The sequence below is a fragment of the Marinobacter sp. bablab_jr008 genome, from assembly GCF_016464145.1.
In the GTDB taxonomy this organism is placed as follows: Bacteria; Pseudomonadota; Gammaproteobacteria; order Pseudomonadales; family Oleiphilaceae; genus Marinobacter; species Marinobacter nauticus.
In genome coordinates this window covers 64564-78023 of record NZ_JACDWW010000077.1, presented here as the reverse complement: position 1 = coordinate 78023, position 13460 = coordinate 64564, and the positions used below count along the sequence as shown (strand labels likewise).

Genomic DNA, 13460 nt, shown 5'->3' with positions numbered 1-13460 from the left:
CATCATTCGACCTTGTAGGTACCGGCACTGGAGCCGCCTGTTACTGGCACTTGCGCGTTCGCTTGAATCTCATCCACCACGGCGTTGGAAATGGCCTCTGCCATTTTCTCAACCCAGCTGAAGGGGCCTGTTTCGTTAGCGCCCTGAGCTTTCATTTCATTGATGATCCGGGTTTTCAGCTGACTCTTGCTTAGGGCCATGGCTATTTCCCCGCTGTTACTGTGCTAGATCCATCACCATGCGGAAGGCCGGTGAAATGGCAGATGTGGCCCGTGGTGACGACAGGATTGCCATTGTTGTGATGAATCTTCAGAGCATTGACTCTGCACGTTCCGGCCACCGCTGTAGTGGCGTTTCCGCCTACGTTGACTGTGGCGTCGCCGGTTATGTTGATGTTCACCTTTCCGGGAAAGCTGGCGACCAGCTCTTTCTTCACATGGTCGTAGGTGATGCTGGCACCGTCCGGGTAGACTCGCTTATGCTCGTCGGCGCTGTCGGAGGGTGCGTTCTGCTTGTATAGCCCGGTCACAATGATTGCCTGTGCCAGGTCGCCAGACGGCGAGAGCAGAACTACTTGTTCCCCAACGGTGGGTGGATCCCATTCCAAGCTGGTACCGGTTCTCGCAGATACCCATGGCTGCCAACCTGTGAGGTTGTCTCCAGCCTGGATGCGGGCACGCGCGCGCGAAACATCGACTTCGGCCACTTGGCCGATTCGGACAATGTTGTTGATCAGGCGGAAGGCTTCAGCGAGAGTATTCATGGGGCCAGTTTGTATTTTTGGACCCAACAATAAGAAGCCGTTGACGTTGTAACGGCCAGCGGAACAAAAAGCAGGGTTTAGGGCTGGATGTGTTCCAGGACGCGGTCGGCGATGAGTTCAAGGTCGCCCCGACCAAAGCCTATCAGGCGGCGAGCAGGGTAGTCGTAGATCGGGCCGTTCTTGTCCACCTTTGCACGCAGTCCGAAGTGGTGAATCACGGCGATTCGGGCTGCTGGTCCGGCAAAAGCCAGGCCGGCGGAATCCGGGCTGGTTCTGATCTTGAGGTACTTTGCTGTCCTCAACTTGGTAAACATAGCCTTTTTGCGAATCTGGCCGCGTTTACTGCGTAGGTTCCTTTTCTTTCTCGGGTCCCATTTCTGTCCATCGGGCCCTTCCTGGGCTTTCATCCGCTCCTGGTTCTCTTTCCGGAGATCCCGGGAAATGGTTTTCATCAGCTTGCGGCGTTCGGCTGGATCCATCTTCCGCAGCAGCGGTTCCACCCAGCCGGCGAGGGCGTCGATGTCGTCAGTCATCGCCCGGTACCTGTTCGGTCAGGCCGTGGAGGTCCATGATGATCTGCCACTCGGCATCCGGGTTCATTTGCATCTCTGGCTCAGGCAATACGTGCTCGGTCTGGAAACCAGTCTCCAGCGCGGTCACGATCACCCGCTCGGTCACGTTCACAGTGATGCTGATGTCGTAGCTGTTGTTGTTCAGGAGCTCGGCCTCAAAGCTGATGGAGCGTTGCGGATCCGCGCCAGGCTCACGGTATGCCAGCCAGGAGAGAATGGGCAGTATCAGGTGGTCAAGATCGCCGCTGTAATCGGTGACGATAATCCTGATCGGCAGGGTATACATGTGGCTGAGGTTCGGGCCCTGCCAGAATTCGATGTTTCCATCCTCGATGAAACTCAGAAGCTTATCCGGGTTCCGCTTGAGGTCCGATACATTGGCCAGTATGTGATTTCGGAGATCGGCAAGTTTTTTCATTCTGGCTCCTGCGTGCTCATCTGCTGGGCTCTCTGTTCGCAGCTTTCGATCTCGTCCCAGATTTCAGTCATGCGATCGTTCTGGGTGGTGAGTTTGATGCTGTACCGGTCAATCAGATCCAGCAGGTCGCCGTTCTGGTTCATCCACTCTCGGCCCGGGTGACGCTCCTGAATCGCCAGTGCCTTCACGTTGCTGCACACCAGGTATTCCGTTGTCTGGATGTATCGGACCTTTCCGGAGCAGGCGGACAACAACATCAGGGAGCTCAGTGCGAGCCCAGTTACGATAGACTTCATTCTCTTTCTCCAGTTGGGCCCGGGCTGCTCTTTCAGCCTCGAGGGCAGCTTCCAGGTCGGAGCCCTTCGACTCGATTCGTTCAATCCGCTCAGCCAGGCGGTCTCGGGCCTCTGTCATCTCCGTGAGTCTGGCCTGTGTCTGCTCTGCTTCTTGTTTCTGCAGGTTCAACGCATGGGCGGTTGATGCCAGTTTCGCGCTGGTTTCCATGTTCCGCTCGATGCTGGCCCAAAGGGACCCGCAAAGCGCGGTAATGACCAGCCCAATGACCAGGTATAGTTTCATTCCTGTTTTCTCCCGCTGTTGACGTAGAATCCGAACCATGCGGCCGCGCCGGTCCAGATCACGTTCGCGTAGAATTGCTGAGCTGTGGTGGGAACTTCCAGGGCGATGAACCATTGGTGGGTGTCGAAACAGAGCCAGCCGTAAAGGATCACCAGGAGTCTTGGGACGACTCTCCAAGCGTCCAGCTGTTCAGGTGTCAGTTTCACGAAATTCGCCCCACAGCGCGGAACCTGTCATAGGCGGCCGCCATCTTGGTGTCGTACTGGTTTCGGGCGTAGGCTGGGCCGTTGTAACGCTCTGCGAAGGCTGTCCAGTCACGGTTCTTCAGCGCCTGGTGCAGGGCCTTGTCCTTTTTGATGAACCGGAGGAACGCCTCCAGCTGCTCACCTTCGCTGCGGTGCATGGCTGCCCAGAAATCGAACGGGGACGAGTAGCCCAGGGCCTGCCAGTGGAAACCCATAATCTGGAAAAGGCCCCAGCTGGCTGACTCGATGGCGGTAGGTTCGTGGATGCTTCGTGCCCGGCTCAGGCGTCGCCATTCCCCCTCACCGCCAACATACCCGCCTGGCTTTGCGTTTACGATGCCAGGCGCCTTGGCGGCGTTGTGCCCCCGCTCGGAAGGGTGTAGGCGTCGGTACATGATGTGCCGCTCAAAAAGGATCACCGGCTTGCCGGAGGGCAGGAACCCGGATTCCTTGCTCTCTACCTCGGTCACCGCCTTGATCGCGGCGAGCTGCACGCCCAGCCGTCGTGCGGCATTTTTCAGATCATCCTCACTCAGCAGCTTGTCTGGGCTGATGATGTTGGCTGGATCCAGGCGGGCAAGAGTGGCCGGGCCGGCGATGCCGTCAACCATGAGGCCGTTCTTGCGTTGGAAGCGGATGACGGCTTTCTCTGTCGATTCACCAAACCAGCCGTCCACCTCGATAGCTGCTCCAGAACTATTCAAGCTGGCTTGCAGCTCTGAGACATGCTGGCCTACGTCTCCGATCTTGATCATCATGTCGTGGCTCCTATGACTGCGGCTGCAGCGCTGAACAGCTCTTTACGCATGGCAAATGCGATACCAGCGATACCGATGATTACCCAGACAGCCCCAGCGAAGAACCATACCTTTCTGGCCAATCCGGTCACGTTCCTATCCAGGCGGTTAATGGCGCCCTGCATGGCAGATTCACCTTTTTCCATTCGCTGCTGGCTGTGTTCCAGGTAATCCTTCAGCGCCTGTTGGGTTTCCTTATGGTTCTCTTTCTGGTCTTCAGCGAGGTTCTGAAGGTCTTTGTGCAACCCGGCGACAGCGCTTTCCAGCGCATTCACTCGTGGGTGAAGATCCTCCAGGTGTCTCAGCCTTGCCGCCCAATCTAGGGCGACCATCTCTTGCAGTTGCATAGATTCAGCCTTTTCTGGCGGCATGCCGTCTCCCTAATTCCACAACTGGACGGTCGCTTGGGTGGGTTTGGCTGCGACTTCTGGCATTTTGATCACGGTGCCGATCGGCAGTACCGGCCCCAGATCGGCGAGGCCAGGGTTCGCAGCAAGAACTGACTCAGTGACGCCGGCGGTGTAGCCGTAATAGCGGAAACAGACCCAGTCAACGGTATCGCCCTGGATGGTTCGAACCTCGTCCATCAGATCAGCTCCACGGTGGTGCGATTGGCGCCCCGGATATCGGATAACGCCCAAGCAGCATCACGCCTGAGATCATCACCGGTCAGATCCATGGCCTCGGCCCTCGCTTCTCCTTTCCCTGTGGAGTCGTAATCCCGGTACCGCTCGATCAGGTTGGCCTTTGCCAGACACCAGACTGCCCGAAGGTATAGGCGCACGTTTGTGCCGGATGGTTGCCAGTCGGCATCTGGCACGTTTTCCAAGCTGTCGAAGCCGAGATCCTTCTGAGACTTCATGTAATCGGCCAGAGAGCGGTTGGCATCGAACATCCCGGCCTCGAGGGCGTGCTGGGCTCGCTCGTCAGTGACGGTGCCGTCCAGGCGCATCGAATCGCGGAATTCCTGAAGGTTCAGGTCCGGGAAAAAAGCTGCGTTGGTGATGATGACGGGCTCGGTGGTGCCACCGGCTGCGATCAGGCTCATACTGCCTCCGGGTGAAGGCGGTGGACGGGGCCGTAGAGCTTCCGGCGTGGCCTTGGCTCAGGGCCCCGTGCCGCCTGGCGTCGGGGTGCCGACTCGGATCCGGTTATTGTCCGGAATTCTTGAGTTCCTTTCTCAGGCGCTCGATTTCCTTTTTCACGCCGATCTTGTCGTTCAGCTTCAGCGCCCGCTCATAAGCGGCGACTGCGGCTTCGGTGTGCCCGGTGTTATCCAGAATCGAGCCTTCTGCCTTGAAGAGCTTCGCCTTTACCTGGTCGTGCATGTCCGCATCCGCGAACAGGGCCAGGCAACGCTGGAGCTGTTCCAGAACCTCTTCCTGGTTCTCGGCTTCCTTATCCAGCTTCAGGGCAAAATCGGCCACTTCCTCAGAGACGAGAGCCGCGGTGCTGCGCTGGTACCGGTCCGGCGTTTCCAGCCCATAGTTTGCAGCGTACTCGGCGATATCCATTGCCGTGGAGAGCTCGCCCACATCCAGGTACCAGACCATCAGGGTCATCAGCACATCGTCCTGCTGGCCTTTGCCACCTTCCAGAACACCCTGAACATAGCTTTCGTAGTTCGGCAGGAGCTCCCGCTTCGCTTCAATCTTTCGCTCAATGCTCTGGATGTCGGACAGGCGCCGGATATCCTCGACGATCGCGGCCTTGTGGAGCTCATAGGAATCACCTTGAGGCCTGGCCGGCGTGGCCTGCGATGCCTCTGCCTTCGCCCGGGCACGGTCGAAGTGCTTGCGGGCAGGGCTCGGCCGGGGTTTTCCACCCTCTCCACGGTTGTAGGGGTTGGGCCGTTCCTTGCCCGAGGCTTCTGCCCGTTCCTTGTCTTTGGCCTTGGCTTCCTGCTGGGCCTTTTCCAAATCCTCGGCCGCAGCCGCCTCACGGGCGGCGCGGACCTGTTCAAACCGTTTCTTCGCTGGGCTGACCATTACGTCCCCCTTACACCATCGTGATGTTTTCAACGACTGCGCCGGCACCGAAGTCCTCGATCACGTAGGCATCGTTTGATGACTCGAAGTTCTCGATGCGGTTACGGCGCGGGTTGTCGATGATGTGACGGCGGCGGCCACCTTGCTGCCAGTAGATAGACAGGTTCTCCAGGGTGGTGATCATCAGGGTGCCGTCCGGGATGTATGGCACCTGAATCCCCTGCAGGCCGCCGATGCGCTTCTGGCTCACCAGCAGATCCAGTGCCTGCTGTTCGGTCGGGGCGTTGGACTGGTTGATCAGCGGGAAGTACTTGTCGGACATCAGGGTGCGGCCGACCAAAACTACCATGTCTGGATTCTCGCGATACCACGGATCAACCATGCTGTTCAGAACATCGAAGACCAGAGCGTCGAGGTTCTTGTAGTCGCCCGTGTCGCCAATGGTTACCTGGCCAGAGGATGCAACCACTTCGTTCAGGACTCGCTCGGCAGCCTGCTCGCGATAATGCTGGAGCCAGCCCTTGTTCACATCCTGCAGGAGCGGGTTGGTGGAGCGATTGGTGGCGGCTGCCGCGCTGGTACCGTTCCAGCCGATCATGATGCGGTCGAGGGCCTGCTGGCGAACGATGGCATCGCGCAGCATGGCCTGGAAGTTCGGGAACTTCGCCCAGGCATCGATCTTGGAGTAGGGCACAGCGGTGTCGAACTCGGTCAGGAAACACTCGTAACCATTGCCGGTGGTATCGCTGACGTCGGACGGGGTCCGGTCGTTGGCGCTGACGTCGGTACGGCCGGCGATGGTGGAGCCAACGCCTAGGCCAACCTTCTCGCCTTTGATTTCGTCCACACCGATCATGTTGATCCGGCTCAGGAAGTCGCTGGACTCCTGCATGCGGCGTTCCAGCGTTTGCTGGACGGTCGGAGTGACCGCGAAGGCCTCCGCTGCGGATTCAACGCCATTCAGCTTCGCGATCTGCTGCCGAAGCTTGTTGAACTGTACTCGGGATTCATTACGCATAGTCTGACTTCCTTCAGCAGTCGGTGAGGATTGCGTTTTCGCCACCGGTGGCGGGCGGACGCTGGCTGTGGTTGTGGGGGGATTTCTCCAGCTGGGCCTTCAGTTCGTTGAACTGCTGTTCCAGCGTTTCGTGGTCCTTCTTCAGCTGGCTGTAATGCCCCTGGGTTTTCTCCAGTTCGCTCCGCAGCTCCTGCGCTTCGGATACGAACAGGCCCAGCGTGCTCTCCAGATCCTTTTTGAAGTCGGCGAATTTGGCGGCGCCGGCTTCCCGGTGCTTGGTGAACAGAGCCTTCACCTTTTCGAACAGGCTGGGCTCTTCCGGGTCGCTGCCGGATTCGCCACCGGCTTCTTCGGTGAAGTCCAACTCGGTTTCCAGGGCAGCGGTGAACAGGTTTTCCGGGCGTTGCTTTCGGTCGTTCAGCGGGTTGGTTTTGGCGCTGGCACTGAACTGAAGCATCTCGGTACCGAGGGACGCTGGGGAGTCGGTGACGGCCAGACCTACCAGGTAGGCTTCGCCGGTATCTGAGAATTCCGGATCCACCTCGATGGAGGTGTAAATCTTCTGACGCTCCTTGTTCATGCTGACCAGGTCGTTGGTCGGCTCGATCTGGGCAAAGAGCTCCATCTTGCCGTCGGCGTTCTCTTCAGCCCGAAGTGCGTGGACATCACCCAGGGCTTTGAAAGGGCCATCGGCAAACATGCCGCGCATGTGCTCCAGCCAAACCCGGGCACCGTACTTCTGCGGGTTGAAGTTCTTGGCCATCTGCTCGATCCACGCCCGGCTGATAGCCCGGCCATCGGTAGTGGCGCCTTCGGTGGCCACTCGGAACCATTTTTTCATGTTGCCTCTCCAGTGCCTGTTGGGCGATGCTTACTCAGTTGTCATGCAAGTGCCCCCAGATTCGTGGGAAGGGCATTCAATGCCAACCTGCCGCCTTTGTGTCGATTCCCCATACAAAACACCGCACGCTGAACCCTCGCGCGCAGCCTTTACGCTGGCTGCATGGATAAAGTCGTCGAATCGGAATACAGAGAACAGTTCGTCTCCGCCCGCACTCTGCTGTGGATGGGGTGGCGGCCTTCGCGCATTGCGGAGCACCTGGACATTAGCCCGCAGTTGATCAACGCCTGGCGAAAGCGATTCAAATGGGACGACGCTCCACCGATGGAGCGGGTGGAGAGTTCGCTCGAATCTCGGATGATTCAGCTGATCTTCAAGGACCCGAAGGAAGGGAAGGACTACAAGGAAATCGATCTGCTAGGACGGCAGTTCGAACGGTTGGCTCGTGTCCATAAGTATGAGGAGACCGGCCGCGAATCGGATCTGAACCCGAAGATCCAGGAGCGGAACCGGGCGCCCAGAAAGGCCAAGAACGATATCGGCGAGGAAGGCCTGGAACTGATCGAAAAAGCCTTCGATGAATCGCTTTTCGACTACCAGCACAAGTGGAAGGTGGCGGGCCTTACCCAACGGATCCGGAACATTCTGAAGTCACGCCAGATCGGTGCAACCTGGTACTTTGCCCGGGAAGCGATCGTGGATGCGTTCCACACCGGCAAAAACAAGATCTTCCTCAGTGCCTCGAAGGCCCAGGCCCATGTTTTCCGGCAGTACATCGTCCAGTTCATCAAGGACACTTGCGGGGTTGAACTTCGAGGCGATCCGCTGGTGCTGCCCAATGGCGCCACCCTATATTTTCTCGGTACCAACGTCCGAACCGCCCAGAGTTACCACGGCGATCTGTACATGGATGAGTACTTCTGGATCCAGAACTTCCAGGAGTTCCGGAAGGTGGCCTCCGGCATGGCCATGCACAAGAAGTGGAGCCAGACCTATTTCTCCACACCTTCCGCGATCACCCATGATGCCTACCCATTCTGGACCGGTGACCTGTTCAACAAACGCCGGGCCAAGGATAAGCGAGTAAGCATCGACACTTCCCATGCGGCACTTGCCAATGGCATGGCGTGTGGTGATGGCCAATGGCGCCAGATCGTTACCGTCGAAGATGCCATGGCAGGTGGGTGCGACCTGTTCGATATCGACCAGCTGCGCCTCGAGTACTCCGATGATGAATACGCGAACCTGCTGATGTGCCAGTTCGTGGATGACACCCACGCCGTGTTCCCCCTGGCCAAGCTGCAGCGCTGCATGGTGGACAGTTGGGTGGAATGGCGAGACCTGAAGCCGTACACCGATCGACCGCTCGGTGATGGTGCGGTCTGGATTGGTTACGATCCGGCAGGCGGCAGCGAGGATGGAGACGGAGCCGGTGTTGCCGTGGTGTCTCCATCAAGATCCAACCTCAAGCCCCACCGGGTAATCGAGAAACAGCGCTTCCGGGGCCTGGACTATGAACAGCAGGCCGAGGAGATCCGCAAGCTCACTCATCGCTACAACGTCGCCTACATCGGCATCGATACCACCGGCCTGGGTGAAGCTGTCGCCGAGTTAGTGGAGAAGTTCTTCCCCGCGGTAACACGATTCAACTACAGCCCGGATGTTAAAGCCCGTCTGGTGATCAAAACCCAGAACATCATCGACCGCGGTCGCCTCCAGTTTGATGCCGGCTGGAGCGATCTGGCCCAGAGCTTTATGGCAATCCGCCGGGGAATGACCGATTCCCAACGCCACATCACCTACAAATCCGGCCGTCGTGAAGACACCGGCCACGCCGATCTGGCATGGGCGGTAATGCACGCACTGGCAAATGAACCCCTCGAAGGGCCAACCGAACAAGGTGGCAGCATGATGGAGATTTATTGATGACCAAACCGCACGTTGAAGCTTTCACCTTCGGTGACCCGGTACCGGTGATGGACCGGTATGACATGCTCTATACCGGCTGCTGGATGGCTGGAATGGATTACTACGAACCGCCGGTGGACCAATCGGCGCTGGCCAAGTCATACCGGGCAACGGCTCACCATGGAAGCGCACTCCAGGTGAAACGGAACATTCTGGTGAAGTCTTTCCAGCCAACCGAGTACCTGAGCCGTCAGGATTTCTCTCGCATGGCTCTGGATTACCTGGTGTTCGGCAACCTCTATGGGGAACAGCTGACCAACCGGCTCGGTAATCTGGTACGGATCCGGCCTGCTCTGGCGAAGTACTGCCGCCGTGGTGTCGAGGAAGATCAGTACTGGTGGGTTCACGACTGGGAGCAGAAACAGGAGTTTCCGCGAGGAAGCATTGTTCACCTGATGGAGCCCGATATCGACCAGGAACTCTATGGCGTTCCGGATTACATCGGATCCCTGCAATCTGCCTGGCTGAATGAAAGCGCCACGCTATTTCGCCGGAAGTATTACCAGAACGGAAGCCACGCCGGGTTCATAATGTACATGACTGATCCCGCTCAGAATCAGGAAGACATCGATGCCCTTCGCAAAGCTTTGCGTGAAAGCAAGGGGCCGGGCAACTTCAAGAACCTGTTCATGTATGCCCCGAACGGCAAGAAAGACGGCATGCAGGTGATCCCTGTGAGTGAAGTAGCGGCCAAGGACGAGTTCTGGAACATCAAGAATGCCACCCGTGACGACCAACTGGCCGGCCATCGCGTGCCGCCCCAGCTGATGGGCATCATCCCAACTAACACCAGCGGCTTCGGCGATTCGGAAAAAGCTGCCCGAGTCTTCGCGGCCAACGAACTGGAGCCACTGCAGGAGCGGCTGCTGGAAATGAACGACATCGTGGGCAAGGAAGTGATCCGCTTCCGGCCCTACAGCCTGGGCGAACCAACCGCCTGAACCTCTTTAGACGACTGCGTCAGCGTTTGGCCACCTTCGGGTGGTCTTTTTTTGTGCCCGAGATAGGCCACCCCCGGGGCGGGGTGCCCACACCCGACGCTCGCGGTCACCCCGCCCCGCCTGCGCGCTCTTGGTACCGAGGTTTTTCAACGGCCCGGAATTTCAAACGCTGCATGAGCTGTAAGTCATTGATTGATGGTCTGCCGGGTCCTGCGAAGTAGGGGGGTCTTCGGAAAAGTGTAACAACGTAACAGGGGCTGAAAATGGCTTTCAGGTAACTGATATATATAGAAAAATCCTGTTACACCCAAAGTGCAACAAAACGTAACGGAAATGCTACATCGTTGATTTTATTAGGGTAGATGATCGCTATTTGTTACAGGTAGAAAGTGTAACAACGTTACGTTTTTACCTTCAAAAGTGTAACAAGTAATTATCAATAAAATCAGATAGCTATAAGCAAATATTACACTTATTACAGTTGTTACACTTTTCCGAAGCCCTCCTGCATTCTGAGCCAGCCCGCCCAACGCGCACGCACACACGCGCGTATATCACTCAAAATCGCCGCTCTTTTATAAACAGAGTTCAGGCAATAAACGGAGCTGGTCTGCAGGCGTGAATGTGAGGAGAGCTCGTATCAGCGGAGAATACGCACGGAGAAGTCGTCCTGTTTCTCCTGGGCGGTGCCATCGGCCAGAGCGTGGAGGTAATCGGCGTACCACTGCATCATCTGCCGCCGTTGCCGAAGGTACTCGGCTTTGTTGTAAACACCAGAGACACCACCCTCAACGTGCGCCAGCTGGCGTTCGACAAAGTCCTTTCGCCAACCGTGATCGCGCAGCAGCGTTGAGGCCGTGTGTCGAGCTCCGTGGCCGACCAGCTTTCCCTTATATCCCATCAGGTTCAGCGCCATGTTGAACGAGGTGTGGCTGATCGGTCGGCGTGAATCTCGGCTACCAGGGAACAGCCAGCGGCAATTGCCTGTCACGTCAGATAAGAGCTCAAGCCATCGCACGAGTTGAGTCGGCAAGCTTATGACGATGTCCAGGTCCTTTTTCATTTTAGTTCCTGGAATAGTCCATAACGCTTCGTCCAGATCGATTTCAGGCCATTCGGCATGCCGAACCATGCCTGGTCTACTCGCTGTTAACAGCAGCATCCACAAACCAACTCTGGTGTTGAACGTGCTGTTGGATCGGTGGAGGCTGTTCAGAAAAGCGGGGAGCTCTGGCTCCAGCAGGAAAGGGTGGTGTTTTGTCGGTGGCGCCTTGCGGGCAACCTCGCCCAGTTCACCGGCCGGGTTGAATTCCCGGTGGCCGTGGGCGATCGCCAGTTTGAAGATCTGGTTCAGCCAGCTCCGGACCTTCTTCGCTATTTCGAAGGCCTTTCGTTCCTCGATGCGTGACTGGACCTTGGTGCACTGAGCTCGCGTCACAGTGTCTATCTTGTAGTCGCCGAGAATCGGCAGGATGTCATTGTCCAGGGCATCCCGCATCAGTCTCAGAGTCTTCGGTGCGAGATCATCCCCGGATTTGCGCCGGTACCAGTCCTCGGCGACCTCTCGGAACAGCGGTTTTGAGCGTTTGCCCTCGCTGTATTCTTTCAAGTCGACACCGCTGGCCGCTTTCTTCTGCAGAGCGTAAGCCTTTTCCCGGGCTGCCTCGCCGGAAACATTCGGGTAAGATCCCAGTCCAAGCCATGCCCATTTACCGTTCGGACGTTTGTATCTGAGGTTCCAGGACTTGGTACCGTTGGATTTCACCCGAAAATACAGGCCAGGACTGTCTTTTTCGCGATAGTCCTTGCTTTCAGGCTCCAGGTTGTCCAGAACTGTATCGGCGAGCGGCCGTCGCTTGATCTGTGACCGTTTCATGCATTGATCCGGTGTAGTTTGAGCACAGGTCTACAAGGCGGGGCCAGGTATACAAAGGGGTATACATAAAAAAAGGGGCTGGCACGGTGACGCCTGGTTAAATCAGGTGAACACTATACCAGCCCTAACGAGCTTTCAACGAGAGTTCTAGCCAAGTACGGTTACACTCGGTTAGCCTCTCTAGCTCCTGATGAGAGAGACCAAATGATACGACCGTTGTCATTTGGTGAATTAATGATAATCGTTATCATTTTTAATTGTCAAACGGTCTTGGCATTTTTTTATATGAAGAAACGTTCAGGAGGCGGGAATGACATACGAAGAACTGATTGAGCGGCTGGACCCGACGGTTTACCGCAACCTGAAACGGGCCATTGAGCTTGGCAAATGGCCAGATGGTCGCGCGCTGACCCGTGAGCAGCGCGCTATCAGCCTTGAAGCTGTGATTTATTATGAAGAGAAGCACAACGTGCCGGAAGAACAGCGAGTGGGATACCTGGACCGTGGCGAGAAAGCCGGTACCGCTTGCGATCCGTCTGTGCAGTTCCGCAAAGATCGCCAGGGTAACAACGATGTGGACCCCGATCAGTTTGTTGAGGTCAAGGTTTGAGCGAATCCATTGATGTAACCGGTCGGCTTCGTAAGATGCCGGCCGAGGCCGGCGACCCGGTGGCCTATAACCTGGCTATCGGCGACAAACGCATTACCCTGAATGACCTTATTGGTCATAAGGTGCGGCTGAATTTTGATGGCGTGATTCGCTGTATTCATTGCGATCGCACCACCAAAAAGAGTTTCAGTCAGGGCTACTGCTATCCGTGTTTCCGAAAGCTGGCCGCCTGCGACAGCTGCATCATGAGCCCGGAAAAATGCCACTATCACCTGGGTACCTGCCGGGAGCCGGAGTGGGGCGAGGCCAACTGCATGGTTGAACATGTTGTGTATCTGGCCAATTCCAGCGGCTTGAAAGTGGGTATAACACGGGCCACCCAGGTACCGACCCGCTGGATTGATCAGGGGGCGGTAACGGCGATACCGATGCTGCGGGTCGCCAGCCGTTACCTGTCTGGTCTGGTGGAAGTGGCGTGCAAGAACCACGTGGCCGACCGCACCAACTGGCGAGCCATGCTAAAGGGTGATGTGCCGGAGCTGGATCTGGTGCAGGAGCGTGAGCGCCTGTTGGACTTGATCGCAGACGACCTGGCGCAATTGCGGGCGCAGCATGGTGAAGACAGCATACGAATTGTGGACGAAGCCACACTTGGGCTGGGTTATCCGGTTCAGGTATGGCCGGCCAAGGTGAAAACCCATAATCTGGACAAAACGCCGGAAGTGGAAGGCTTGCTGGAAGGTATCAAAGGCCAGTATCTGATGCTCGACACCGGTGTAATCAATATCCGCAAATTTACCGGCTATGAAGTCCGGTTCCGGGTTCTTGACTGAATCCGCCATGT

At 57.1% G+C, this 13460-nt stretch carries 18 protein-coding genes; 4 read left to right on the top strand and 14 right to left on the bottom strand.

What is annotated here, in order from left to right; genetic code table 11:
* Positions 1 to 2: 2 nt before the first annotated feature.
* The 13 genes from JIF53_RS16115 to JIF53_RS16055 form a co-directional block, all read right to left on the bottom strand.
* Entirely contained in the window at positions 3 to 200 is a 198-nt protein-coding gene (locus JIF53_RS16115; RefSeq protein ID WP_108019149.1) for a hypothetical protein, read from the bottom strand.
* 2 nt (positions 201 to 202) lie between these two features.
* The gene (locus JIF53_RS16110; protein ID WP_199453327.1) at positions 203 to 763 is read right to left on the bottom strand and encodes a phage baseplate assembly protein V; all 561 of its coding nucleotides are present in this window, start codon (positions 761 to 763) and stop codon (positions 203 to 205) included.
* A gap of 77 nt (positions 764 to 840) precedes the next feature.
* The gene (locus JIF53_RS16105; protein WP_199453325.1) at positions 841 to 1296 is read right to left on the bottom strand and encodes a phage virion morphogenesis protein; all 456 of its coding nucleotides are present in this window, start codon (positions 1294 to 1296) and stop codon (positions 841 to 843) included.
* On the bottom strand, positions 1289 to 1753 hold the full coding sequence (locus tag JIF53_RS16100) for a phage tail protein (RefSeq protein WP_199453323.1): 465 nt from the start codon (positions 1751 to 1753) through the stop codon (positions 1289 to 1291). Before JIF53_RS16100 ends, JIF53_RS16105 begins: the two co-directional genes overlap by 8 nt.
* Positions 1750 to 2049, bottom strand: a complete 300-nt coding sequence (locus JIF53_RS16095) for a hypothetical protein (protein ID WP_199453321.1) — start codon at positions 2047 to 2049, stop codon at positions 1750 to 1752. Before JIF53_RS16095 ends, JIF53_RS16100 begins: the two co-directional genes overlap by 4 nt.
* Before the next feature lie 279 nt (positions 2050 to 2328).
* Positions 2329 to 2538: a hypothetical protein gene (locus tag JIF53_RS16090; RefSeq protein WP_113878918.1), complete on the bottom strand. Its 210-nt coding sequence runs from the start codon at positions 2536 to 2538 to the stop codon at positions 2329 to 2331.
* On the bottom strand, positions 2535 to 3335 hold the full coding sequence (locus JIF53_RS16085) for an N-acetylmuramidase domain-containing protein (protein WP_199453319.1): 801 nt from the start codon (positions 3333 to 3335) through the stop codon (positions 2535 to 2537). Before JIF53_RS16085 ends, JIF53_RS16090 begins: the two co-directional genes overlap by 4 nt.
* Positions 3332 to 3721 carry a hypothetical protein gene (locus tag JIF53_RS16080; RefSeq protein WP_113878919.1) on the bottom strand — a complete coding sequence of 130 codons (390 nt, stop codon included), beginning with the start codon at positions 3719 to 3721 and terminating at the stop codon, positions 3332 to 3334. Before JIF53_RS16080 ends, JIF53_RS16085 begins: the two co-directional genes overlap by 4 nt.
* Positions 3722 to 3754: 33 nt before the next feature.
* Entirely contained in the window at positions 3755 to 3964 is a 210-nt protein-coding gene (locus JIF53_RS16075; protein ID WP_416234188.1) for a tail protein X, read from the bottom strand.
* Positions 3961 to 4422 carry a head completion/stabilization protein gene (locus JIF53_RS16070; protein ID WP_113878921.1) on the bottom strand — a complete coding sequence of 154 codons (462 nt, stop codon included), beginning with the start codon at positions 4420 to 4422 and terminating at the stop codon, positions 3961 to 3963. The genes JIF53_RS16075 and JIF53_RS16070 overlap by 4 nt, the downstream gene beginning before the upstream one ends.
* A 103-nt stretch (positions 4423 to 4525) precedes the next feature.
* Entirely contained in the window at positions 4526 to 5362 is an 837-nt protein-coding gene (gene gpM / locus JIF53_RS16065) for a phage terminase small subunit (RefSeq protein WP_113878922.1), read from the bottom strand.
* A gap of 10 nt (positions 5363 to 5372) precedes the next feature.
* Positions 5373 to 6380, bottom strand: a complete 1008-nt coding sequence (locus JIF53_RS16060; protein ID WP_113878923.1) for a phage major capsid protein, P2 family — start codon at positions 6378 to 6380, stop codon at positions 5373 to 5375.
* Positions 6381 to 6393: 13 nt separating this feature from the next.
* Positions 6394 to 7221, bottom strand: coding sequence for a GPO family capsid scaffolding protein (locus JIF53_RS16055; protein ID WP_199453315.1), 828 nt, complete (start codon positions 7219 to 7221; stop codon positions 6394 to 6396).
* Positions 7222 to 7383: 162 nt separating this feature from the next.
* Between JIF53_RS16055 and JIF53_RS16050 the strand changes: the two genes are divergently transcribed.
* Positions 7384 to 9147, top strand: a complete 1764-nt coding sequence (locus JIF53_RS16050; RefSeq protein ID WP_199453313.1) for a terminase large subunit domain-containing protein — start codon at positions 7384 to 7386, stop codon at positions 9145 to 9147.
* Positions 9147 to 10130, top strand: coding sequence for a phage portal protein (locus tag JIF53_RS16045; RefSeq protein WP_199453311.1), 984 nt, complete (start codon positions 9147 to 9149; stop codon positions 10128 to 10130). Before JIF53_RS16050 ends, JIF53_RS16045 begins: the two co-directional genes overlap by 1 nt.
* A 640-nt stretch (positions 10131 to 10770) precedes the next feature.
* Here JIF53_RS16045 and JIF53_RS16040 read toward each other — a convergent pair.
* Positions 10771 to 12006 carry a tyrosine-type recombinase/integrase gene (locus tag JIF53_RS16040; RefSeq protein WP_199453309.1) on the bottom strand — a complete coding sequence of 412 codons (1236 nt, stop codon included), beginning with the start codon at positions 12004 to 12006 and terminating at the stop codon, positions 10771 to 10773.
* A 310-nt stretch (positions 12007 to 12316) separates the two neighbouring features.
* Between JIF53_RS16040 and JIF53_RS16035 the strand changes: the two genes are divergently transcribed.
* Positions 12317 to 12616, top strand: a complete 300-nt coding sequence (locus JIF53_RS16035) for a YeaC family protein (RefSeq protein ID WP_011785542.1) — start codon at positions 12317 to 12319, stop codon at positions 12614 to 12616.
* Positions 12613 to 13449 (top strand): DUF2797 domain-containing protein, encoded by an 837-nt coding sequence (locus tag JIF53_RS16030; RefSeq protein ID WP_199453307.1) that lies wholly within the window; start codon positions 12613 to 12615, stop codon positions 13447 to 13449. The genes JIF53_RS16035 and JIF53_RS16030 overlap by 4 nt, the downstream gene beginning before the upstream one ends.
* Positions 13450 to 13460: the final 11 nt, after the last annotated feature.